Annotated in this window: 24 protein-coding genes; 20 read left to right on the top strand and 4 right to left on the bottom strand. The window is 57.7% G+C overall.

Annotated features, from left to right (window positions below; all coding sequences use genetic code 11):
- Positions 1 to 27: 27 nt before the first annotated feature.
- Both AC3WS9_RS02100 and crfC read right to left on the bottom strand, forming a co-directional pair.
- Complete coding sequence (locus AC3WS9_RS02100; RefSeq protein WP_492486428.1) at positions 28 to 909, bottom strand: diguanylate cyclase regulator RdcB family protein; 882 nt, start codon at positions 907 to 909, stop codon at positions 28 to 30.
- A complete protein-coding gene (gene crfC, locus AC3WS9_RS02095) occupies positions 906 to 3,260 on the bottom strand; it encodes a clamp-binding protein CrfC (protein WP_282494706.1) in 2,355 nt (784 codons plus the stop codon). Before crfC ends, AC3WS9_RS02100 begins: the two co-directional genes overlap by 4 nt.
- A 601-nt stretch (positions 3,261 to 3,861) precedes the next feature.
- On the opposite strand from crfC, the gene AC3WS9_RS02090 reads away from it, so the two are divergent.
- The 16 genes from AC3WS9_RS02090 to phnP all read left to right on the top strand — a co-directional run bounded on the left by AC3WS9_RS02090 (position 3,862) and on the right by phnP (position 15,883).
- Positions 3,862 to 4,197, top strand: coding sequence for a zinc ribbon domain-containing protein YjdM (locus tag AC3WS9_RS02090; RefSeq protein ID WP_095280439.1), 336 nt, complete (start codon positions 3,862 to 3,864; stop codon positions 4,195 to 4,197).
- A gap of 145 nt (positions 4,198 to 4,342) precedes the next feature.
- The gene (gene yjdN, locus AC3WS9_RS02085) at positions 4,343 to 4,774 is read left to right on the top strand and encodes a VOC family metalloprotein YjdN (RefSeq protein ID WP_492486425.1); all 432 of its coding nucleotides are present in this window, start codon (positions 4,343 to 4,345) and stop codon (positions 4,772 to 4,774) included.
- A gap of 132 nt (positions 4,775 to 4,906) precedes the next feature.
- Entirely contained in the window at positions 4,907 to 5,695 is a 789-nt protein-coding gene (gene phnC, locus AC3WS9_RS02080) for a phosphonate ABC transporter ATP-binding protein (RefSeq protein ID WP_492486423.1), read from the top strand.
- Positions 5,696 to 5,718: 23 nt separating this feature from the next.
- Positions 5,719 to 6,741, top strand: coding sequence for a phosphonate ABC transporter substrate-binding protein (gene phnD / locus AC3WS9_RS02075; RefSeq protein WP_492486421.1), 1,023 nt, complete (start codon positions 5,719 to 5,721; stop codon positions 6,739 to 6,741).
- 117 nt (positions 6,742 to 6,858) lie between these two features.
- A complete protein-coding gene (gene phnE, locus AC3WS9_RS02070; protein ID WP_285150132.1) occupies positions 6,859 to 7,638 on the top strand; it encodes a phosphonate ABC transporter, permease protein PhnE in 780 nt (259 codons plus the stop codon).
- Between the two features lie 20 nt (positions 7,639 to 7,658).
- Entirely contained in the window at positions 7,659 to 8,384 is a 726-nt protein-coding gene (gene phnF / locus AC3WS9_RS02065) for a phosphonate metabolism transcriptional regulator PhnF (protein ID WP_492486418.1), read from the top strand.
- Positions 8,385 to 8,837 carry a phosphonate C-P lyase system protein PhnG gene (gene phnG / locus AC3WS9_RS02060; RefSeq protein WP_285155455.1) on the top strand — a complete coding sequence of 151 codons (453 nt, stop codon included), beginning with the start codon at positions 8,385 to 8,387 and terminating at the stop codon, positions 8,835 to 8,837.
- Entirely contained in the window at positions 8,834 to 9,418 is a 585-nt protein-coding gene (gene phnH, locus AC3WS9_RS02055) for a phosphonate C-P lyase system protein PhnH (RefSeq protein ID WP_282494712.1), read from the top strand. The genes phnG and phnH overlap by 4 nt, the downstream gene beginning before the upstream one ends.
- Positions 9,418 to 10,482 carry a carbon-phosphorus lyase complex subunit gene (locus tag AC3WS9_RS02050; RefSeq protein WP_492486416.1) on the top strand — a complete coding sequence of 355 codons (1,065 nt, stop codon included), beginning with the start codon at positions 9,418 to 9,420 and terminating at the stop codon, positions 10,480 to 10,482. Before phnH ends, AC3WS9_RS02050 begins: the two co-directional genes overlap by 1 nt.
- Complete coding sequence (phnJ, locus tag AC3WS9_RS02045) at positions 10,475 to 11,320, top strand: alpha-D-ribose 1-methylphosphonate 5-phosphate C-P-lyase PhnJ (RefSeq protein ID WP_285145624.1); 846 nt, start codon at positions 10,475 to 10,477, stop codon at positions 11,318 to 11,320. The genes AC3WS9_RS02050 and phnJ overlap by 8 nt, the downstream gene beginning before the upstream one ends.
- Positions 11,317 to 12,072 (top strand): phosphonate C-P lyase system protein PhnK, encoded by a 756-nt coding sequence (gene phnK / locus AC3WS9_RS02040; RefSeq protein WP_095280428.1) that lies wholly within the window; start codon positions 11,317 to 11,319, stop codon positions 12,070 to 12,072. Before phnJ ends, phnK begins: the two co-directional genes overlap by 4 nt.
- A gap of 186 nt (positions 12,073 to 12,258) precedes the next feature.
- Positions 12,259 to 12,939, top strand: a complete 681-nt coding sequence (phnL, locus tag AC3WS9_RS02035; RefSeq protein WP_492486413.1) for a phosphonate C-P lyase system protein PhnL — start codon at positions 12,259 to 12,261, stop codon at positions 12,937 to 12,939.
- Positions 12,936 to 14,072 (top strand): alpha-D-ribose 1-methylphosphonate 5-triphosphate diphosphatase, encoded by a 1,137-nt coding sequence (phnM, locus tag AC3WS9_RS02030; RefSeq protein ID WP_492486411.1) that lies wholly within the window; start codon positions 12,936 to 12,938, stop codon positions 14,070 to 14,072. The genes phnL and phnM overlap by 4 nt, the downstream gene beginning before the upstream one ends.
- Entirely contained in the window at positions 14,069 to 14,620 is a 552-nt protein-coding gene (phnN, locus tag AC3WS9_RS02025; protein ID WP_095280425.1) for a ribose 1,5-bisphosphokinase, read from the top strand. The genes phnM and phnN overlap by 4 nt, the downstream gene beginning before the upstream one ends.
- Positions 14,613 to 15,047 carry an aminoalkylphosphonate N-acetyltransferase gene (gene phnO, locus AC3WS9_RS02020; RefSeq protein WP_492486409.1) on the top strand — a complete coding sequence of 145 codons (435 nt, stop codon included), beginning with the start codon at positions 14,613 to 14,615 and terminating at the stop codon, positions 15,045 to 15,047. The genes phnN and phnO overlap by 8 nt, the downstream gene beginning before the upstream one ends.
- 77 nt (positions 15,048 to 15,124) lie before the next feature.
- Positions 15,125 to 15,883, top strand: coding sequence for a phosphonate metabolism protein PhnP (gene phnP, locus AC3WS9_RS02015; RefSeq protein ID WP_285155461.1), 759 nt, complete (start codon positions 15,125 to 15,127; stop codon positions 15,881 to 15,883).
- Between the two features lie 99 nt (positions 15,884 to 15,982).
- Here phnP and yjdP read toward each other — a convergent pair whose 3' ends face one another.
- Positions 15,983 to 16,300, bottom strand: coding sequence for a DDRRRQL repeat protein YjdP (gene yjdP / locus AC3WS9_RS02010; RefSeq protein ID WP_492486407.1), 318 nt, complete (start codon positions 16,298 to 16,300; stop codon positions 15,983 to 15,985).
- A gap of 72 nt (positions 16,301 to 16,372) precedes the next feature.
- Positions 16,373 to 16,822 carry a bifunctional allose-6-phosphate isomerase/ribose-5-phosphate isomerase RpiB gene (gene rpiB, locus AC3WS9_RS02005; RefSeq protein WP_492486405.1) on the bottom strand — a complete coding sequence of 150 codons (450 nt, stop codon included), beginning with the start codon at positions 16,820 to 16,822 and terminating at the stop codon, positions 16,373 to 16,375.
- 349 nt (positions 16,823 to 17,171) lie between these two features.
- Between rpiB and AC3WS9_RS02000 the strand changes: the two genes are divergently transcribed.
- The 4 genes from AC3WS9_RS02000 to alsC all read left to right on the top strand — a co-directional run bounded on the left by AC3WS9_RS02000 (position 17,172) and on the right by alsC (position 21,693).
- Positions 17,172 to 18,062 carry a MurR/RpiR family transcriptional regulator gene (locus AC3WS9_RS02000; protein WP_282494721.1) on the top strand — a complete coding sequence of 297 codons (891 nt, stop codon included), beginning with the start codon at positions 17,172 to 17,174 and terminating at the stop codon, positions 18,060 to 18,062.
- Positions 18,063 to 18,128: 66 nt separating this feature from the next.
- A complete protein-coding gene (alsB, locus tag AC3WS9_RS01995; protein WP_285145617.1) occupies positions 18,129 to 19,064 on the top strand; it encodes a D-allose transporter substrate-binding protein in 936 nt (311 codons plus the stop codon).
- Between the two features lie 137 nt (positions 19,065 to 19,201).
- Entirely contained in the window at positions 19,202 to 20,734 is a 1,533-nt protein-coding gene (gene alsA / locus AC3WS9_RS01990) for a D-allose ABC transporter ATP-binding protein AlsA (protein WP_492486402.1), read from the top strand.
- Complete coding sequence (gene alsC, locus AC3WS9_RS01985) at positions 20,713 to 21,693, top strand: D-allose ABC transporter permease (RefSeq protein ID WP_285145615.1); 981 nt, start codon at positions 20,713 to 20,715, stop codon at positions 21,691 to 21,693. The genes alsA and alsC overlap by 22 nt, the downstream gene beginning before the upstream one ends.
- Positions 21,694 to 21,696 lie beyond the last annotated feature (3 nt).

Genomic DNA, 21,696 nt, shown 5'->3' with positions numbered 1-21,696 from the left:
TGCCCTCTCCGCGGAGAGGGTTTTGGTTTACGCCTCGCCAAACACCTCGCCCACCATCGCATCCGCCAGCCGTTTCGCCGAACAGAGTCTCGGCATCCCCAGCGCCACGGTCTGCCAGCTCTGCGTCACGGACCAGCTCACCGGATGGCGCTCCGGATGACACCAGTCGCCCAGCCAGCCCAGCATATCTTTATGATCCATCAACCCCGACGACATCGGCGTAGCGAGCCATTGCTGATAGAAGTGGCGGGTCGCCGGAGAGGCGTTAATTCCCTGCGCCAGATAATTTGCCGCCAGGCTGCGTAAATTATCCTTCAGCATCGCGGCAACATCGTCGTTCGCCAGGCGGCAAGCATCGCCAAATGCTCCCCAGCGCAGCTCTTCCAGCGCGATATAACAGCGCCCCGCCAGCGACCAGCCGTCGTACTGCCCGGCCCGCCAGTGGGTAAAAATTTGCTCGCTGTGTTCGCCCGCCTGCACCGTTAGCCCGCGCTGGGATAACGCTTTTTCTTTATAAGCTGCACGCTGGGAAAAATGGGAGGAGAGATCGTCGTACTGCTGCATCAGGCCCGGAGGCTGTTGCCCCTGGCGTGAGGTTTGCTGTCGCAGTGAGGTCAACTTATCCGTCATCCGCGTTAACGCCAGATGGCCGGGATCAAACATCCCCGCCAGTTTTTCCGCCAGCCCCAGCCGCAGGGCAGCATTTTCGCTGAACATTCCCGTCATCGCCCAGGGACGAAGCTTCGTCTGGGTCATGATCTCCTGAGTTAAACGCTCACGAAATTGCTGCTGCTGAGGTACGAGCGGGGGAAGACGCACCGCGTCCACCCCTTGTACCAGATCGACCATAAACTTCGGATGAATACACTCCAGCGTCCGCCCGGGACCGTCCAGTAGTTGTGTTGTCATAGTTGCTCAGCCGCGAATAAGGTTTGAATATCATCGCGTAACAGTCGGGTATCTTCCTGAATCCACGTCGCAGTAGTAATACTTTGCTGCAACAGCTGGCTGAGCGCCCTTGTGGAGTGCTCGTTTTGCTGGCGCACTGCGAGGCTATCACGCAAGCTTTCCTGTAACCCGGTCAGACATAAAGAGAATTCTGCGAAAAACGTCGCCATGCCCGCCGTAACAGAGACATCGACCTGCGCCACCAAAGCTTTACCGATTTGTTCACAAAATTGATCAATATGTTGTTTAAACCGCTCATGAAGCTGCGCGACGTCAATGACATACCGGGTGCGCGTCACGACGTAATCTTCAAAACCCCAGCCCGGATTATTCAGCCAGCGCGACACCGTCTCCCGCACGCTGCCGGAACCCGACACTTCACCCGCCGGACGGTTCTCCGACGCAATGGCATCCGAAAACAGGCCGCGCGTATTGAAGTTCAGCTGGCTCGCCTGGAACGCCGGGAAGCTGATCCGCGCGCGGAAACCGGCGTGGCTCAGCTCCTCTTTGATGCGTTTTTCAATCGGACGCATCGCTTCATTCAGAGAACGCGCCAGCGTGGATTCGAGCTGATCGAAGCGCAGCGCCAGCTCGCGGCTGATTTTACCCTGCGCATCCAGCATGATCAGCTCGCAGGAAGAGCGGATTTTGCTCAGCACAATCTGCGCCTGCCCTTCGTCGTCCAGCACCAGTTGCCCCATCTCGTCCGGGGAGCTGTTTCGCAGGCTCATGTGCTCAATGCCCGCTAAATCGAGAATATTTTCGCGATTGAAGATGTGGCTAATCGCCTGCTGAATCTGGTTTTTCTGCTGGGAAATAAAGGCGTTAGCCGCATCGAGCGCCTGCTCAACCTCATGCCCCACTTCGTCGCTGACCACATCCTGGCGCGTCTGCAGCAGCGCCATATCCTCTTCGAGCCGGGCAATATTCACCTCCAGCTCTTCGAAGGCCACCGTCAGCCCCTGATAGCGGAAATCGAGGTATTCGCGAGCGTTTTGCGCGTAGTTCAGCAGCTTATGCGAGGCGGATCGCAGGGCGTAGAGCGACGCATTGGCGTAAGCGGCGTAGATCAGTTTGCGGATCGGCTGCTCGAACAGCGAATCTTCCCACAGCAGATCGGCGGCGTGGCGAATGTGCTCCACATCGTCCAGATCCGCCGTGCGCCAGCGACGCCCTAACGCCGCCTCGGCAAAATCCTGCACCCAGCGCTGCTCCTGTGGGTTCGGCAAACGGCCATGGGTCGTGATTTCGTAGCGCGCGCGGTTCGCCAGATAGGCCCACATGGACGACACCGGATAGATCTGCCCCGGCGAAATATTGCCTTTCATCAGCGTGCCGGAGATCATCGCCCGCACCTGCTCTTCGTCATCGCTGTTGCGATCTTTCTGATCGAACTTATTCACCAGGGCGTACAGCGGCACGGATTTCCCGATCGCCGAAATCGCCTGCCGCACCTCTTCATCGGAGATCGATTTCAGTTGGGTGTAGTCCATCACCGCCAGCACCGCCGACGAGCGCGCCAGCTGCTCACTGAGCATTTTCTGCAGATGCGGCTGCCCGGCCTCGTTCGGTCCTGGGGTGTCGAGCAGCGTCAACTGACCGAGATGGGAATCCAGACCCGCCAGATGGACAAACTCCACTTCAATCACCGGGATATGCTCAATCGCCGCGTATTCCGAGAACGGGAAATCAACGCCCAGCGCCTTGGACAAACGCACCAGATCGTTAAGATTTTTCAGGCACTGGAAAATAGGCTGTGCGCCCAGGTAGTGTTTTTCAAATGCTTCACCCTGCTCGATACGCCCGAGCAGGGCGTTCATGTCTTTGTCGATCTCAAGGCGCTGAGTGAGCTTTCCGCGATCGTGGTTGCACAATTTCTCCTGCAACTGCTTGATCAGCGTATCGATCGGCGACACGTGGGCGAAATGCAGCACCGGCTCGGTCTGTCCCGGCGTATGGCGGATCAGCGTCGGCAGCGCGGTCATCGGGCGGTTACGGTTTGGCAGCACCTCTGTCCCGACGATGGCATTGATGGTGGTCGATTTCCCGGCCTTCATGGTCCCGACGATCGCCAGCACCATCTCCAGACGGGTAATTTTGCGTAATTCGTTATTGAGCATGGAAAGCTGCGTTTCCACGCCGCGGGTGCTGAAATGCAGAGGCAGGACATTATTTGTCTCCCCGGTCATGGCAGCGGTGGTGCTATCCAGCACCGCAATCGGCATTGATTTCAACGCATCCAGATTCTGCAAAGCAAGTTGCAGAAGCCGCTCTGCTTCCTGGCTTAATTCAAAAATTGTTTGTGTGTGCATGATAAAAGCCTTTCCTTAACGCAAATTTATTACTTTTATTTAGCCGGATAGTTTTAATAATGAAATTTCGGCTTTTTTGATCACGCGTGGAAAATATGTTCAATGAATATAAGCGCCTGATGAGAAACCAAAATATATTCCGGTTGCAGCGTAAAGCGCTCGTACACTCCTCTCGGCAAAAGTAGCCGAAAGATAATGAGCGTAGACCATTTTTTATGTAGCTATAGGATATATCAAAGTAATTTACCCACCCAAAAAGAGAGGTAATTCCCGCTTGCCAAAGGAGGATTAGCAAAATCGGGTGCCGTTGATAAATAACAACTGCTCACCTCACCTTATCCGAAATGACAGTACCTGGCAATTTGCGCAATAAAATATTCGATATATTTCGTCGCGTTGTTTAAATCTTAAGTACGCAGTTAGCATCGCTTAAGTGACTGACAGAAAGTGTCACTCCAGAAAACGCAATTTCACTATTTACAAAAAAAGAATGTCACCGACAAATGTGGGGACTTACGCTATACTTGACGCCTTTTTCGGCAAACTGCCGTGTTTTGGCTGGCGCTTTCCAGCCCCGTTAGCACTTTTTGAGGACTCCAATATGTCACTGCCACACTGCCCAAAATGTAATTCCGAATACACCTACGAAGATAATGGGATGTTCATCTGCCCTGAATGCGCCCATGAATGGAATGATGCCGAACCATCACAAGATAGCGATGCGCTGATTGTGAAAGATGCCAACGGTAATCTGCTGGCCGACGGCGATAGCGTCACCGTGGTAAAAGACCTGAAGGTCAAAGGTGCCTCTTCGATGCTGAAAATCGGCACCAAAGTGAAGAATATCCGTCTGGTCGAAGGCGATCATAATATTGACTGCAAAATTGACGGCTTTGGCCCGATGAAACTCAAATCCGAGTTCGTTAAAAAGAACTGATAAATAAGACTTTGTTCTTTTGTAGGCCGGATAAGCGCAGCGCATCCGGCAAAGCGCCCGGTGGCGCTACGCTTACCGGGCCTACGTATTATTGTACAAATTTCGTACTACACTTAACGGGCTTCTCTTACCTGAGGTAATGATTATGCCGTTAAGTCCCTACATCTCCTTCGCCGGAAACTGTGCTGAGGCCACCGCCTTTTACCAACACGCCCTCGGCGCAGAAGTCACCTACAAAATCACCTACGGCGAAATGCCCAAAGACGGAAACAGCGAAGAAGGCTGCCCTTCCGGTATGCAATTCCCCGACACCGCGATTGCCCACTCCAACGTTCATATCGCCGGGAGCGAAATCATGATGAGCGACGGCGTGCCCGGCGGTAAAGCCCAGTACGCAGGCTTCACGCTGGTGCTCGACACCCAGGACGTGGCCGAAGGCAAAGGCTGGTTCGATAAGCTCGCCGAAGGGGGCAATGTCGAAATGGCCTGGCAGGAGACCTTCTGGGCGCACGGTTTCGGCAAAGTGACCGATAAATATGGCGTGCCCTGGATGATCAACGTCGTCAAACAGCGGTAATCCTCTGGCGGAGGCGTCCCCTCCGCCTGTCATCCCATTCACCTCAACTCTTCAAACTCCCGCAACCAATACTTAACCTAAATGTCACATTAATCCGCCAGCATGAGGCCACATTTATCGTGAGGCCTGAACATGCAAACTGTCATCCGCGTCGTGAAACTGAGCAAGACCTTTCACCACAACAAGGCTCTGCATGCCGTTGATCTGACCGTCCAGCAGGGCGAAATGGTGGCACTGCTCGGGCCTTCCGGTTCCGGAAAATCCACTCTGCTGCGCCATCTCAGCGGCTTAATCACAGGCGATAAAACGCCAGAAAGTCACGTCGAGCTGCTGGGTAATACCGTGCAGCGCGCGGGCCGTCTGGCGGGCGATATCCGTAAAAGCCGCGCGCAAACGGGCTGTATCTTCCAGCAATTCAACCTGGTGAACCGCCTGACGGTGCTGGAGAACGTCCTGATCGGCGCGCTCGGCAGCACCCCGTTCTGGCGCACCTGCCTGCGCTGGTTCTCGCCGTCGCAAAAACAGCAGGCGCTCCAGGCGCTGACCCGCGTCGGGATGGCCCATTTCGCCCACCAGCGCGTCTCCACCCTCTCGGGCGGACAGCAGCAGCGCGTGGCCATCGCCCGGGCATTAATGCAAAAAGCCAAAGTGATCCTCGCTGATGAACCCATCGCCTCGCTGGACCCGGAATCGGCCCGCATCGTGATGGAAACCCTGCGCGACATTAACCAGAACGACGGCATCACCGTCGTAGTCACGCTGCATCAGGTGGATTACGCCCTGCGCTACTGCGAGCGCATCGTCGCCCTGCGTCAGGGCCATGTGTTCTACGACGGCGCAAGCCAACACTTTGATAACGAACGATTTGACCACCTGTACCGCAGCATTAACCGCGTCGAAGAGAACGCGCAGGCTGCTTAATCGACCCCGCTTGAGGAATAGACATGAGCTACAAAGCCGTTGCCGCGCTGGCCTTTACCAGCATGTTCAGCATCAGCACCCTGTTAAGCCCGGCCTATGCGCAGGAGCAGGAACAGGAAAAAGCCCTGAACTTCGGCATTATTTCGACAGAGTCACAGCAAAACCTGAAACCCCAGTGGGAACCCTTCCTGAAAGATATGGAAACCAAACTGGGCATCAAAGTGAACGCCTTCTTCGCCCCGGATTACGCGGGCATCATCCAGGGGATGCGCTTTAACAAAGTCGACATCGCCTGGTACGGCAACCTCTCCGCGATGGAAGCGGTCGATCGCGCCAACGGCCAGGTCTTCGCCCAGACCGTTGCCGCCGACGGTTCTCCGGGTTACTGGAGCGTGCTGATCGTTAACAAAGACAGCCCAATCAATAACCTCAACGACATGCTCGCCAAACGCAAAGATCTGACCTTCGGCAACGGCGATCCGAACTCCACCTCCGGTTACCTCGTCCCTGGCTACTACGTCTTCGCGAAAAATAACGTCTCCACCAGCGAGTTCAAACGCACGGTCAACGCTGGCCACGAAACCAACGCCCTGGCCGTCGCCAATAAACAGGTCGACGTTGCCACCAACAACACCGAAAACCTCGACAAGCTGAAAACCTCCGCCCCGGACAAGCTGAAAGAGCTGAAGGTGATCTGGAAATCCCCGCTGATCCCGGGCGACCCGATTGTGTGGCGTAAAAACCTCTCCGAAAGCACCAAAGACAAGATCTACGACTTCTTTATGAACTACGGCAAAACCGCCGAAGAGAAAACCGTTCTCGAACGTCTCGGCTGGGCGCCGTTCCGCGCCTCAAGCGACCTGCAGCTGGTGCCGATCCGCCAACTGGCGCTGTTTAAAGAGATGCAGGGCGTGAAGGACAACAAGGGTCTGAATGCCGAAGAGAAGACCAGCAAAGTGTCAGTGATTCAGGCGCAGCTGGAAGATCTCGATCGTCTGACCGCCGCACTTACCGCGATGACGTCGGTGAATAAAGCGGTGCAGTAATTTGTTCTCCCTCTCCCTGTGGGAGAGGGCCGGGGTGAGGGCATCAGCGCGCACATTTCCCCCTCACCCTAACCCTCTCCCTCAAGGGAGAGGGGATCAACAACCAACGGAGAATTCATGCAAACCATCACCGTCCCACCCCCGAAACGCAGCTGGTTCTCGCTGATCAGCTGGGCCATCCTGCTGGCGGTGCTCGTCGTCTCCTGGAAAGGTGCGGAAATGGACCCGCTGATGCTGGTCAAAGATTCCGGCAACATGGCGACCTTCGCCGCCGACTTCTTCCCGCCGGACTTCAGCCAGTGGCGTGACTACCTCAGCGAAATGGCGGTCACCATGCAAATCGCCGTCTGGGGCACCGCGCTGGCGGTCATCCTCTCCATCCCGTTTGGCCTGATGAGCGCCGAAAACATCGTCCCCTGGTGGATCTACCAGCCGATGCGCCGCCTGATGGACGCCTGCCGCGCCATTAACGAGATGGTCTTCGCGATGCTGTTCGTGGTCGCCGTCGGCCTCGGTCCCTTCGCAGGCGTGATGGCCCTGTTCATCCACACCACCGGCGTGCTCTCCAAGCTGCTGTCCGAAGCGGTCGAAGCCATCGAGCCCGGCCCGGTGGAAGGTATCCGCGCCACGGGTGCCAATAAAATCGAAGAGATTCTCTACGGCGTCCTGCCGCAGGTGATGCCGCTTTTAATCTCCTACTCCCTCTACCGTTTCGAATCCAACGTTCGCTCGGCGACGGTGGTCGGCATGGTCGGCGCAGGCGGCATCGGCGTCACCCTGTGGGAAGCGATTCGCGGCTTCCAGTTCCAGCAAACCTGCGCCCTGATGGTCCTCATCATCATCACCGTCAGCCTGCTGGATTTCCTCTCTCAACGTTTGCGTAAGCACTTCATCTGAGAAGCGGGGCTTTGATTTCTATGCACTTATCCAGACATCCGACCAGTTACCCCACCCGCTGGCAAGAGATCGCCGCGAAACTCGAAGTCGAGCTGCGCACCCACTACCGCTGCGGCGACTACCTCCCCGCGGAACAGCAGCTCGCCGACCGTTACGAAGTGAACCGCCACACCCTGCGTCGCGCCATCGACCAGCTGGTCGAACGCGGCTGGGTCCAGCGCCGCCAGGGCATCGGCGTGCTGGTCCTGATGCGCCCGTTCGACTACCCGCTCAACTCGCAGGCGCGTTTTAGCCAGAATCTGCTCGATCAGGGCAGCCACCCGACCAGCGAAAAACTGCTCTCGGTGCTGCGCCCCGCGTCGAGCCACATCGCCGATGCGCTGGGGATTCAGGAGGGCGACAACGTGGTGCATCTGCGCACGTTACGCCGCGTCAACGGCGTGGCGGTCTGTCAGATAGACCACTACTTCGCCGACCTCGCCCTCTGGCCGACGCTGCAACATTTCTCCAGCGGCTCTCTGCATGACTTCCTGTTTGACGCCACCGGCATCGCCCTCAGACGCACCCAGACGCGGATCAGCGCCCGCCGCGCGCAGGCTAAAGAGAGCAAAGTGCTGGAGATCCCGAACATGGCGCCGCTGCTCTGCGTGCGCACCCTCAACCACCGTGAAGGCGACGTCAACGCGACGGAATACTCCGTCAGCCTGACCCGCGCCGACATGATTGAATTCACCATGGAGCACTGAATGCATTTCGATACTCCCACCCGCCAGCGCTGGATGAGCGTCCTCGCCCACAGCCAGCCCGCCGCACTGCGTGAGCGCCTGCACGTGCTGAACATCCATCCGGAATACGAAACCATCCGGGCGCCAGAGATTGGCCTGGTCCAGATCCAGGCGCGGATGGGCGGCACCGGCGAGCGCTTTTTTGCCGGGGACGCCACCCTCACCCGCGCGGTGATCCGCCTTAAAAGCGGCACGCTCGGCTACAGCTACCAGCTCGGGCGCGACAAACCGCACGCCGAACAGTGCGCCGTCGTCGACGCGCTGCTGCAGGAACCGACTCATTTTCAGTCGTTAATGGAAACCTTAATTGCCCCGCTGGAAGCCGACCGTGCCGCGCGCATCGCCGCCCGTCAGGCCGAAGTGAACACCAGCCGGGTCGACTTCTTTACGCTCGTTCGCGGAGATAACGCATGACGCTTCAACCTGCTTTCACCCTTGCCGTGCAGGACGCCCAGCACAGTTTTCGTCGTCTGCTGAAAGCCATGAGCGAGCCGGGCGTGATTGTCTCGCTGCATCAACTCACCCACGGCTGGCAGCCGCTGAACCTCGCCACCACCAGCGTGCTGCTGACCCTGGCCGACGCCGATACGCCGGTCTGGCTGTCGGGAACCATGGCGAACGACATTGCCAGCCAGAATCTGCGTTTTCACACCAGCGCACCGCTGGTCGATCAGCCGCAGCAGGCCATCTTTGCCGTCGCCGATGAGCAGATTAGTCACGAGCAGCTTAATGCGCTCTCATCCGGCAGCGCCGTCGCCCCGGAAACCAGCGCCACGCTAATTCTGCAGGTTCCAAGCCTGAGCGGTGGCCGCATGCTGCGCCTGACCGGAGCCGGGATCGCCGACGAGCGCATGGTCGCCCCGCAGCTGCCGGAGTGCATCATTCACGAGCTGACCGAACGTCCGCATCCGTTCCCGCTGGGTATCGACCTGATCCTCACCTGCGGCGAACGTCTGCTGGCTATCCCACGAACCACACATGTCGAGGTGTGCTGATGTACGTTGCCGTCAAAGGGGGCGAAAAGGCGATAGCCGCCGCCCATGCGCTGCAAGAGCACAGAAGACGCGGCGATGAACAGCTTCCCGAGCTGAGCGTCGAGCAAATTGAACAGCAGCTGAATCTGGCCGTCGATCGCGTCATGACCGAAGGCGGGATCGCCGACCGCGAACTGGCCGCCCTGGCGCTGAAACAGGCCAGCGGTGACAACGTCGAAGCGATCTTCCTCCTGCGCGCCTACCGCACGACGCTGGCCAAACTGGCGGTCAGCGAACCGCTGGAGAGCGCGAAGATGCGCCTGGAGCGCCGAATTTCGGCGGTCTACAAAGATATTCCCGGCGGGCAGCTGCTCGGCCCGACCTATGACTACACCCATCGCCTGCTGGATTTCACCCTGCTGGCGAACGGCGAATCCCCGTCCCTTAACACCAGCGACGCGCCGCAGGAAAACGCGCCCCACGTCTTTAGCCTGCTGGCGAATCAGGGGCTGGCGAAGGCCGAAGAGGACACGGGCAGCGTGCCCGACGACGTCACCCGCACCCCACCGGTCTACCCCTGCTCACGCTCCTCACGCCTGCAACAGCTGATGCGCGGCGACGAAGGCTATCTCCTGGCGCTGGCCTACTCCACCCAGCGCGGCTACGGGCGCAACCACCCGTTTGCCGCGGAAATCCGCAGCGGTTTTGTTGAGATCGATATCGTGCCGGAAGAGCTAGGATTTGCAGTCAACGTCGGCGAACTGCTGATGACCGAATGCGAAATGGTGAACGGCTTCGTGGCCCCCGAAAACGACGCCCCGCACTTCACCCGCGGCTACGGCCTGGTGTTTGGCATGGGCGAGCGCAAGGCGATGGCGATGGCGCTGGTCGACCGCGCGCTACAGGCCCCGGACTACGACGAGACGGTTTCTGGCCCGGCGCAGGACGAAGAGTTTGTGCTGGCCCATGCGGATAACGTCGAAGCCGCGGGCTTTGTCTCGCACCTCAAACTGCCGCATTACGTTGATTTCCAGGCAGAACTCGAACTGCTGAAACGTCTGCAACGGGAGCGCAAAAATGGCTAACCTCAGCGGGTATAACTTTGCCTATCTGGACGAACAAACCAAACGCATGATCCGCCGCGCCATCCTGAAAGCGGTGGCCATTCCCGGCTATCAGGTGCCGTTTGGCGGCCGCGAAATGCCGATGCCTTACGGCTGGGGCACCGGCGGGATCCAGCTCACCGCCAGCGTGATTGGCGAAGCGGACGTGCTGAAAGTCATCGACCAGGGGGCGGACGACACCACCAACGCCGTGTCGATTCGTAACTTCTTCAAACGCGTCACCGGGGTGAACACCACCGAGCGCACGGAAGATGCCACCCTGATTCAGACCCGTCACCGCATCCCGGAGACGCCGCTCACCGAAGATCAGATTTTGATTTTCCAGGTGCCGATCCCCGAGCCGCTGCGCTTTATCGAGCCGCGCGAAACGGAAACCCGCACCATGCACGCCCTGGAAGAGTACGGCGTGATGCAGGTGAAACTCTACGAAGATATCGCCCGCTTCGGCCATATCGCCACCACCTACGCCTATCCGGTGAAAGTGAACGGACGCTACGTAATGGACCCGTCGCCGATCCCGAAATTCGATAACCCGAAGATGGACATGATGCCCGCCCTGCAATTGTTCGGGGCCGGACGTGAAAAACGCATCTACGCCGTGCCGCCCTACACCCGCGTCGAAAGCCTCGATTTCGACGATCACCCGTTCAGGGTGCAGGAGTGGGACGAGCCGTGCGCCATCTGCGGGTCCCAACACAGCTATCTCGACGAAGTGGTGCTCGACGATACGGGCAAACGCATGTTTGTCTGCTCCGACACCGATTTCTGCCGCCAACAGAGCGAGGCGAACGGCCAATGAAACCGCTGCTTTCGGTGAACAACCTGACCCATTTGTATGCGCCCGGCAAAGGCTTTAGCGACGTGTCGTTCGAGCTGTGGCCTGGCGAAGTGCTGGGGATCGTCGGCGAGTCCGGCTCCGGCAAAACCACTCTGCTCAAATCCATCTCCGCGCGCCTGACGCCGCAGAACGGCGAGATTCTGTATCAGGATCAATCCCTCTACGGCATGAGCGAAGCCGAGCGCCGCCGCCTGCTGCGCACGGAATGGGGCGTGGTGCATCAGCATCCGATGGACGGCCTGCGCCGCCAGGTTTCGGCGGGCGGGAACATCGGCGAACGGCTGATGGCCACCGGCGCGCGCCACTACGGGAATATTCGCGCGACCGCCCAGCAGTGGCTGGAGGACGTGGAGATCCCGGCGTCACGCATCGACGACCTGCCCACCACCTTCTCCGGCGGGATGCAGCAGCGTCTGCAGATCGCCCGCAACCTCGTCACCCATCCGAAGCTGGTGTTTATGGATGAGCCGACGGGCGGGCTGGACGTGTCTGTCCAGGCGCGACTGCTCGACCTGCTGCGCGGCCTGGTGGTGGAGCTGGATCTGGCGGTGGTGATTGTGACCCACGATTTGGGCGTCGCCCGTCTGCTGGCGGACCGTCTGATGGTGATGAAAGAGGGTCAGGTGGTGGAAAGTGGATTAACCGACCGCGTGCTCGACGATCCGCACCATCCGTACACCCAGCTGCTGGTGTCGTCCGTTTTGCAGAATTGAGTGGGTTTGCGTCGGGTGGCGGCTTCGCCTTACCCGACCTACGAAAACCGCACCCGGCAAAAATGATCGCACCAAACCCGTAGGCCGGATAAGGCGAAGCCGCCATCCGGCAAAAAAGATCGCACCAAACCCGTAGGCCGGATAAGGCGAAGCCGCCATCCGGCAAAAAAGAACCAGGAAGCCAACATGATCCGCGTAGAAAACGTGAGTAAAACTTTTGTGCTCCACCAGCAAAACGGCGTGCGCCTGCCGGTGCTGCAAAACGCCTCTCTCGAGGTCAACAAGGGCGAATGCGTGGTGCTGCACGGCCACTCGGGCAGCGGAAAATCAACCCTGCTGCGCTCCCTGTACGCCAACTATCTGCCCGACCAGGGCCACATTCACATCTGTCACGGCGACGAATGGGTCGATCTGGTACAAGCCCCGGCGCGCAAAGTGCTGGAAGTGCGCCGCGCGACGATCGGCTGGGTCAGCCAGTTCCTGCGGGTGATCCCGAGGATCTCCGCGCTGGACGTCGTCATGCAGCCCCTGCTGGATCTCGGCGTCTCCCGCGAAGCGTGCGCGGCAAAAGCCGCCCGCCTGCTGACGCGCCTCAACGTCCCGGAACACCTGTGGCATCTGGCCCCCTCGACCTTTTCCGGCGGCGAACAACAGCGCGTGAACATCGCCCGCGGGTTCATCGTCGATTACCCAATTTTACTGCTCGACGAACCGACCGCCTCGCTGGATGCCAAAAACAGCGCCGCCGTCGTCGAGCTGATCGAACAGGCCAAAGCGCGCGGCGCGGCGATCGTGGGGATCTTCCACGACGCCACGGTCCGCGATCGCGTAGCCGATCGTCTTCATGCGATGGGAGTTCCGTCATGATCATCAATAACGTCAAACTGGTGCTGGAAAACGAAGTCATCGACGGATCGATCGAAATTCATGACGGTGTGATTCGCACCTTCGCCGAAACCCAGAGCCGTTCCCCACAAGCGATGGACGGCGAAGGCGGCTGGCTGCTGCCGGGGCTTATCGAGCTGCACACGGATAACCTGGATAAATTCTTCACCCCGCGCCCGAAGGTCGACTGGCCGGCCCACTCTGCGATGAGCAGTCATGACGCGCTGATGGTCGCCAGCGGCATCACCACGGTGCTGGACGCGGTGGCGATTGGCGACGTGCGCGACGGCGGCGACCGCCTGGAGAATCTCGAGAAGATGATTAACGCGGTGGAAGAGACGCAAAAGCGCGGCCTGAACCGCGCCGAGCATCGCCTGCATCTGCGCTGCGAACTGCCGCACCACACCACCCTGCCGCTGTTTGAAAAACTGGTGGGCCGCGAGCCGGTCTCCCTGGTTTCCCTCATGGACCACTCGCCGGGCCAGCGCCAGTTCGCCAACATCGAGAAGTATCGCGAATATTATCAGGGCAAATACTCCCTGAATGACGACGAAATGGCGCGCTACGAAGAGGAACAGCTGGCGCTGGCAGCCCAATGGTCGCAGCCGAATCGCCTGGCCATTGCGGCGATGTGCCGGGATCGCCATATTGCCCTCGCCAGCCACGACGACGCCACTCACGATCACGTGCATGAATCTCATCAGCTTGGCAGCGTGATCGCCGAATTTCCCACCACCTTCGCGGCGGCAGAAGCCTCCCGCCAGCACGGGATGAACGTCCTGATGGGCGCCCCGAACATCGTGCGCGGCGGCTCGCACTCCGGCAACGTGGCGGCCAGCCAGCTGGCGGCGCTTAATCTTCTGGATATTCTCTCCTCTGATTACTATCCGGCAAGCCTGCTGGATGCGGCCTTCCGCGTGGCGGACGATGCGGGCAACAGTTTCACCCTGCCGCAGGCCATTCGTCTGGTGACCAAAAACCCGGCTGACGCGCTCAATCTGGGCGATCGCGGGGTGATTGGCGAAGGCAAACGGGCGGATCTCGTTCTGGCACACCGCAAGGGCGAGCACATCCACATCGACCACGTCTGGCGTCAGGGAAAACGGGTGTTCTGATGGGAAAACTGATCTGGCTGATGGGGCCGTCCGGCTCCGGAAAAGACAGCCTGCTGTCGGCGCTGCGCCAGCAGGAACATGCACAATTACTCGTGGCGCATCGCTACATCACGCGGGCGGCGAATGCGGGCAGCGAGAACCATATCGCCCTGAGCGAGCCGGAGTTTTTTACTCGCGCAGGCCAGAACTTACTGGCGCTGAGCTGGCACGCGAACGGCTTTTACTACGGCGTGGGGATTGAGATCGACCTGTGGCTGCATGCCGGTTTCGATGTGCTGGTTAACGGCTCACGGGCCCACCTGCAACAGGCCCGCGCGCGCTACGAACAGGCGTTGATGCCGGTCTGTTTGCAGGTGTCGCAGGAGGTGCTGCGTGAACGCCTGCAGCAGCGAGGGCGGGAAAGCGCACGCGAGATCGACCAGCGCCTGGAGCGCGCCGCGCGCTATACGCCGTCGGACTGTCATCTGCTCAATAACGACGGAAGTTTGCTACAGTCAGTCGATAATTTGTTATCGCTTATCCGTCAGAAGGAGAAACAACATGCCTGACTGCCAGCTGCGTACCGCCACCCCGGACGATGCACAGGCCGTTTACGGTCTGATCTGCGAACTCAAACAGGCGGAGTTCGACCAGCAAGCCTTTCACGCCGGTTATCTGTTGAATCTGCAGGATCGCAACATGCACTACCATCTTGCGGAGCTGGACGGGCAGATCATCGGGATGATCGGCCTGCATTTGCAGTTTCACCTGCATCACGCCAGGTGGATCGGCGAGATCCAGGAGCTGGTAGTGTTGCCCCAGGCCCGTGGCCTGAAAGTCGGCAGCCAGCTGCTGGCCTGGGCCGAAGCAAAGGCGCGAAGCGTCGGTGCCGAGATGACGGAGTTGTCGACCAGCGTAAAGCGCGTGGATGCGCACCGGTTTTATCTGCGCGAAGGGTATGCTCAGAGCCATTTTCGGTTTACGAAGTTGCTGTAAAACAACGCCGGGTGGCGCTTCGCTTACCCGGCCTACAAAACCCTGCTGACCCGGCAATTTATTCAATGGGGGAAACCATGGCCCTGACCATCCAACTCACCGGCACCGGCGGTGCTCAGCTGGTGCCCGTCTTCGGCTGCGACTGCGCGGCCTGTCGCCGGGCGCGCCTGCAGGAGGGCTATCGCCGCCGCCCGTGCAGCGCAGTTGTGAAATTCAACGACGCGGTCACCCTGCTCGACGCGGGCATTCCGCATCTGATGGACGACTGGCCCGCGGGCAGTTTTCAGCAGTTTTTGCTCACCCACTATCATATGGATCATGTCCAGGGTCTGTTCCCCCTGCGCTGGGGCGTCGGAGCAACGATTCCGGTCTACGGTCCGCCGGACGAAACGGGCTGCGACGATCTGTTCAAACACCCCGGCCTGCTCGATTTCAGCCATACGGTGGAGCCGTTCGTGATGTTTGAGTTACAGGGTTTGCGCGTCACCCCGCTGCCGCTTAATCACTCAAAGCTGACCTTTGGCTATCTGCTGGAGAGCGCCCACAGCCGCGTGGCGTGGCTGTCTGATACCGCCGGGCTGCCAGACAAAACGGTGAAATTTTTACTCAATAATCATCCGCAGGCGATGGTGATCGATTGCAGCCACGAGCCGCGCGACGAAACGCCGCGCAACCATTGCGATTTGAACACCGTGGTGGCGCTCAACGCGGTGATTGGCTGCCCGCAGGTCATTTTGACGCACATCAGCCATCAGTTTGACGTATGGATGATGGATAACCCGCTGCCCGAGGGGTTTGAGGCGGGGTATGACGGGATGCGATTGGTGTTTGATTGAGGTATTGCCGGGTGGCGGCTGAGCCTTACCCGGCCTAGGGTTCGTGCCCTTGTAGGCCCGCGCAAGCGAAGCGCCGCCGGGCGATAGACCGCACCAGTATCACCGATCGTAATCCTCCTCCAGCCTGCGCTCATCGTCCTCCAGCTGACGCCGGTCCTGATCCAGCTGACGCTGCCGGTCATCTAACTGACGGCGACGATCCTCAAGCTGTCGGCGGCGGTCATCATACTGACGACTGTCAGTTCGGCGGCTCTCCTCATACCGGTCGTCATCATTCTGACGACTGCTCGACGGGTTGTACGCTTCCCCGATCGCCTGCTGGATATTCCCAATAGCGTCGTCAATAAGATCAGCGTGGGCCAGATGGCTGGTGAATGACAGCAGGCCAAATAACAGAGCGGTAGTCGTGTGTTTCATAAAGCCAGTCTCGCAGCAGGTGGGCTGGCTTTACGTTAATCAACGCCAGTGTGGGCGAGTAGCGGAGGAATCTCAAAACGAACGCTGCTCCAGCGCCGCAATGGCTTCTACGCGCGTCTGATGACGTCCGCCTTCGAAGCTCGCGTCGAGCCACGCATCGACAATCATTTTTGCCAGTTCCAGCCCGACAACCCGTGAGCCAAAGGCCAGCACGTTGGTATCATTGTGTTGGCGCGAAAGCTGCGCCGAATAAGGCTCGCTGCACACCACCGCGCGAATGCCCGGAAACTTGTTCGCCGTAATCGAAATCCCCACCCCGGTTCCACAAATCAGGATGCCGCCCTCCACTTCTCCGTCGACAATCGCCTGCGCCACAGCGCTGGCATAGCGGGGATAATCCGTTCGCTCCATTGAGCCGGTGCCTTTGTCGATCACCTCCACTCCGCGGGCGCGAAGATGGGCCAGAATGTCCTCTTTCAGAATGAAACCAACGTGATCACAGCCAAACGCAATCCTGTTCATGAGATGCCTCGTAGTGGGTTAACTTTACGAACCCGATGGAGTTTGTGATTTAAGACCGGTCAGTTGTGCAATAAAACCACAAAACCATCGAATTCCCGCTCAGTTCTACACCGCCACTTTAGCCATTACAAGCGCACCATCCCTCACATATAGCACCCGCAGGCTCAGTAAAGAATCACGCCTGAATTTTAATTACATAAATATCATGATGTTAAACACGCATCCACAACCAATACTTCACACCGCATAAAACTTTATGAATTTATAAATATTGTGAAGTTAGCGGCATATTTCCGCAAAGGAATGTGGTGATATAGTGTCGTCTTCATTTTTAAGGACAAAGAGAGCGATGAGTCAGCCAGAATTTGAAAAAGAGCTTCCCAACGGCATCGGCCTGGCACCGTTTTTGCGCATGAAGCAGGAAGGGATGACCGACAACGAAAGCCGCATTGTTGACTGGCTGTTGAAGCCGGGCAATTTGAGCGATGCCCCGGCCATTAAAGATGTGGCAGAAGCGCTCGCCGTTTCCGAAGCAATGATAGTGAAAGTGGCTAAGCTGCTGGGATTCAGTGGTTTTCGTAATCTTCGCAGCGCGCTGGTGGACTATTTTTCCCAGTCCGAGCAGGTGTTGCCCGCTGAACTCTCCTTTGATGAAGCGCCACAGGACGTGGTGAACAAAGTCTTCAACATCACGCTGCGCACCATCATGGAAGGCCAGTCGATTGTGAACGTGGATGAAATCCACCGCGCCGCACGCTTTTTTGCTCAGGCTAACCAGCGCGATCTGTACGGCGTCGGCGGCTCGAACGCCATCTGCGCGGATATCCAGCATAAGTTTCTGCGCATCGGGGTGCGTTGCCAGTCGTACCAGGACGCGCACATCATGATGATGTCCGCCTCGCTGCTAAAAGAGGGGGACGTGGTGCTGGTGGTCTCCCACTCCGGGCGCACCAGCGATGTGAAAGCCGCCGTGGAACTGGCTAAAAAGAACGGCGCGAAAATTATCTGTATTACCCATAGCTATCATTCACCGATTGCTAAACTGGCTGATTATATTATTTGCTCGCCAGCACCAGAGACCCCTTTATTAGGGCGAAACGCCTCCGCGCGTATATTACAATTAACATTATTAGATGCTTTATTTGTTTCCGTTGCTCAACAAAATATTGAACAAGCCACACTGAATATGCAAAAAACCGGCGCTATTGTGGATTTCTTTTCCCCAGGCGCGCTGAAATAATCATAAAACAAGTTAATCCCACTGCGGTGGGATTAACATAACGTACCCTACATTGAGAACACTGCTATGAATAAATATCTGAAATATTTCAGCGGCGCCGCTATGGGCTTAATGTTGTCCACCAGCGCGTTTGCCGCGGCAGAATATGCCGTGGTATTAAAAACGTTGTCTAATCCGTTTTGGGTGGACATGAAAAAAGGGATTGAAGACGAAGCGAAAACGCTGGGCGTCACCGTCGATATTTTTGCCTCCCCTTCTGAAGGCGATTTTCAGTCTCAGCTGCAGCTCTTCGAAGACCTGAGTAATAAGAAATATAAAGGCATCGCTTTTGCACCGCTCTCTTCCGTTAACCTCGTGATGCCGGTCTCTCGCGCATGGCAGAAAGGCATCTATCTGGTGAACCTCGATGAAAAAATCGATATGGATAACCTGAAAAAAGCGGGCGGTAACGTGGAAGCGTTCGTCACCACCGATAACGTGGCGGTAGGGGCAAAAGGGGCTGATTTCATCATCGAAAAACTCGGCGCCGAAGGCGGTGACGTGGCGATTATTGAAGGTAAAGCGGGTAACGCCTCCGGTGAAGCACGCCGCAACGGCGCAACAGAGGCGTTCAAAAAAGCCAGCCAGATCAAACTGGTTGCCAGCCAGCCTGCCGACTGGGACCGCATCAAAGCCCTGGATGTTGCCACCAACGTCCTGCAGCGCAACCCGAATCTGAAAGCCTTCTATTGCGCCAACGATACCATGGCGATGGGCGTGGCTCAGGCCGTGGCTAACGCGGGCAAGACCGGCAAAATCCTGGTCGTCGGCACGGATGGTATTCCGGAAGCCCGCAAGATGGTGGATGGCGGCCTGATGACCGCCACCGTGGCGCAGAATCCGGCGGATATTGGCGCGACGGGGCTGAAACTGATGGTCGACGCCGCGAAAACCGGCAAGGTGATCCCGCTGGAAAAAGCCCCGGAATTTAAGCTGGTGGATTCGATTCTGGTGACGAAGTAATCCGTAAAAATGCCTGATGGCGCTGCGCTTATCAGGCCTACAGGACTCACCCTAACCCTCTCCCCTTTGGGGAGAGGGTTAGGGTGAGGGGAAATACGCACACCGATGCCACCACCTACAAATGATTGAGGCCCGTAATGCACACGCCCACTATTTCCATGGCGGGGATCGGCAAATCTTTTGGTCCGGTTCACGCATTAAAGTCCGTTGATTTAACGATATTCCCTTACGAAATTCATGCGTTATTAGGGGAAAACGGTGCCGGTAAATCAACGTTAATGAAAGTGCTGTCGGGAATACATGCGCCGACCAAAGGCACGATCACGATTAAAGGCTCACAGTATGACAAACTCGACCATAAACAGGCGGCACAATTAGGCATCGGCATTATTTATCAGGAACTCAGCGTTATTGATGAATTAACGGTGCTGGAGAATTTATATATTGGCCGTCATCTGACGAAAAAAGTCTGTGGTATTACGGTAATCGACTGGAAAGAGATGCGACTTCGCGGCGCAATGATGTTATTGCGCATCGGTTTAAAAGTCGATTTAGATGAGAAAGTGGCGAATTTATCCATCAGCCATAAACAGATGCTGGAAATTGCTAAAACCCTGATGCTCGACGCCAAAGTGATCATCATGGATGAACCGACCTCCTCGCTCACCAATAAAGAGGTCGATTACCTGTTTCTGATCATGAACCAGCTGCGCAAAGAAGGTACCGCGATTGTCTACATCTCTCACAAGCTCGCCGAAATTCGCCGAATTTGCGATCGCTACACGGTGATGAAAGACGGCAGCAGCGTCTGCAGCGGCCTGGTCAGTGAAGTGACCAACGACGATATCGTGCGGCTGATGGTGGGCCGTGAGCTGCAAAACCGCTTTAACGCCATGAAAGAGAGCACCGGCAACGTCGAGCGCGACACCGTGTTTGAGGTGAAGAACATCACCAGCCGCGACAAGAAAAAAGTGCGCGATATCTCCTTCAGCGTAAGCCGGGGCGAAATCCTCGGCTTTGCCGGGCTGGTGGGCTCCGGGCGCACGGAGCTGATGGACTGTCTGTTCGGGATCGACAAGCGCTCATGCGGTGAAATCCGCCTCAACGGAAAAGAGATCTCCCCGCGCTCCCCGCTCGACGCGCTGAAAAAAGGGATGGCCTACATCACCGAAAGTCGCCGCGAAAATGGCTTTTTCCCCAACTTCTCTATCGCGCAAAACATGGCGATCAGCCACAGCCTGAAGCGCGGCGGTTACAAAGGCGCGATGGGGCTTTTTCGCGAAAGCGAAGAGCGCAAGATTGCCGAGACTCAGCGTCAGCTGCTGGCGCTGAAATGCCACTCCGTCGAGCAAAACATCACCGAGCTCTCCGGCGGCAATCAGCAGAAGGTCCTGATATCCAAATGGCTGTGCTGCCACCCGGAAGTGATCATTTTTGACGAGCCCACCCGCGGCATCGACGTGGGTGCAAAGGCCGAAATCTACAAAGTGATGCGCCAGTTGGCTGACGAAGGCAAGGTCATCCTGATGGTGTCATCCGAGCTTCCCGAAATTATCGCCGTCTGCGACCGCATCGCCGTGTTCTGCGAAGGACGACTGACGCAAATCCTGACCAATCGCGACAACATGAGCGAAGAGGAGATTATGGCATGGGCATTACCACAAGAGTGAAAGGCGAGCCGGGAGAGAAAAAACCGTTCAATTTCGCCCTGTTCTGGGACAAATACGGCACCTTCTTTATCCTGGCGATTATTGTCGCCATCTTCGGCACGATGTCGCCGGAGTATTTTTTAAATACCAACAACATCACGCAGATCTTCGTGCAAAGCTCGGTGACGGTGCTGATCGGGATGGGTGAATTCTTTGCCATTCTGGTGGCCGGTATCGACCTGTCGGTCGGCGCAATCCTGGCCCTGTCGGGCATGGTGACAGCCAAACTGATGCTGGCAGGCGTGGATCCCTTTACGGCAGCCCTGATTGGCGGTGTGCTGGTCGGCGGCGCGCTGGGGGCGATTAACGGCTGTCTGGTCAACTGGACCGGGCTGCACCCGTTCATTATCACCCTCGGCACCAACGCCATTTTCCGCGGCATCACGCTGGTGATTTCCGACGCCAACTCGGTCTACGGCTTCTCCTTTGAGTTCGTAAACTTCTTTGCTGCGAACGTGGTGGGCATTCCGGTTCCGGTGATTTTCTCGCTCATTGTGGCGCTGATCCTCTGGTTCCTGACCACCCGAATGCGGCTCGGGCGCAACATCTATGCGCTGGGCGGGAACAAGAATTCCGCCTTCTACTCCGGCATTGACGTCAAGTTTCACATTCTGGTGGTGTTCATTATCTCCGGCGTCTGCGCGGGGCTGGCGGGCGTGGTCTCCACCGCCCGTCTGGGCGCTGCGGAGCCGCTCGCCGGGATGGGATTTGAAACCTACGCCATCGCCAGCGCCATCATTGGCGGCACCAGCTTCTTTGGTGGCAAAGGGCGCATTTTCTCGGTGGTGATTGGCGGCCTGATCATCGGCACCATCAACAACGGGCTCAATATTCTGCAAGTACAAACCTATTACCAGCTGGTGGTGATGGGCGGGTTGATCATCGCTGCCGTCGCGCTTGACCGGTTAATTAGCAAGTAAGGA

The organism is Lelliottia sp. EB106-05-01-XG201 (genome assembly GCF_058791735.1).
This window is presented reverse-complemented; position numbering and strand designations above follow the sequence as displayed.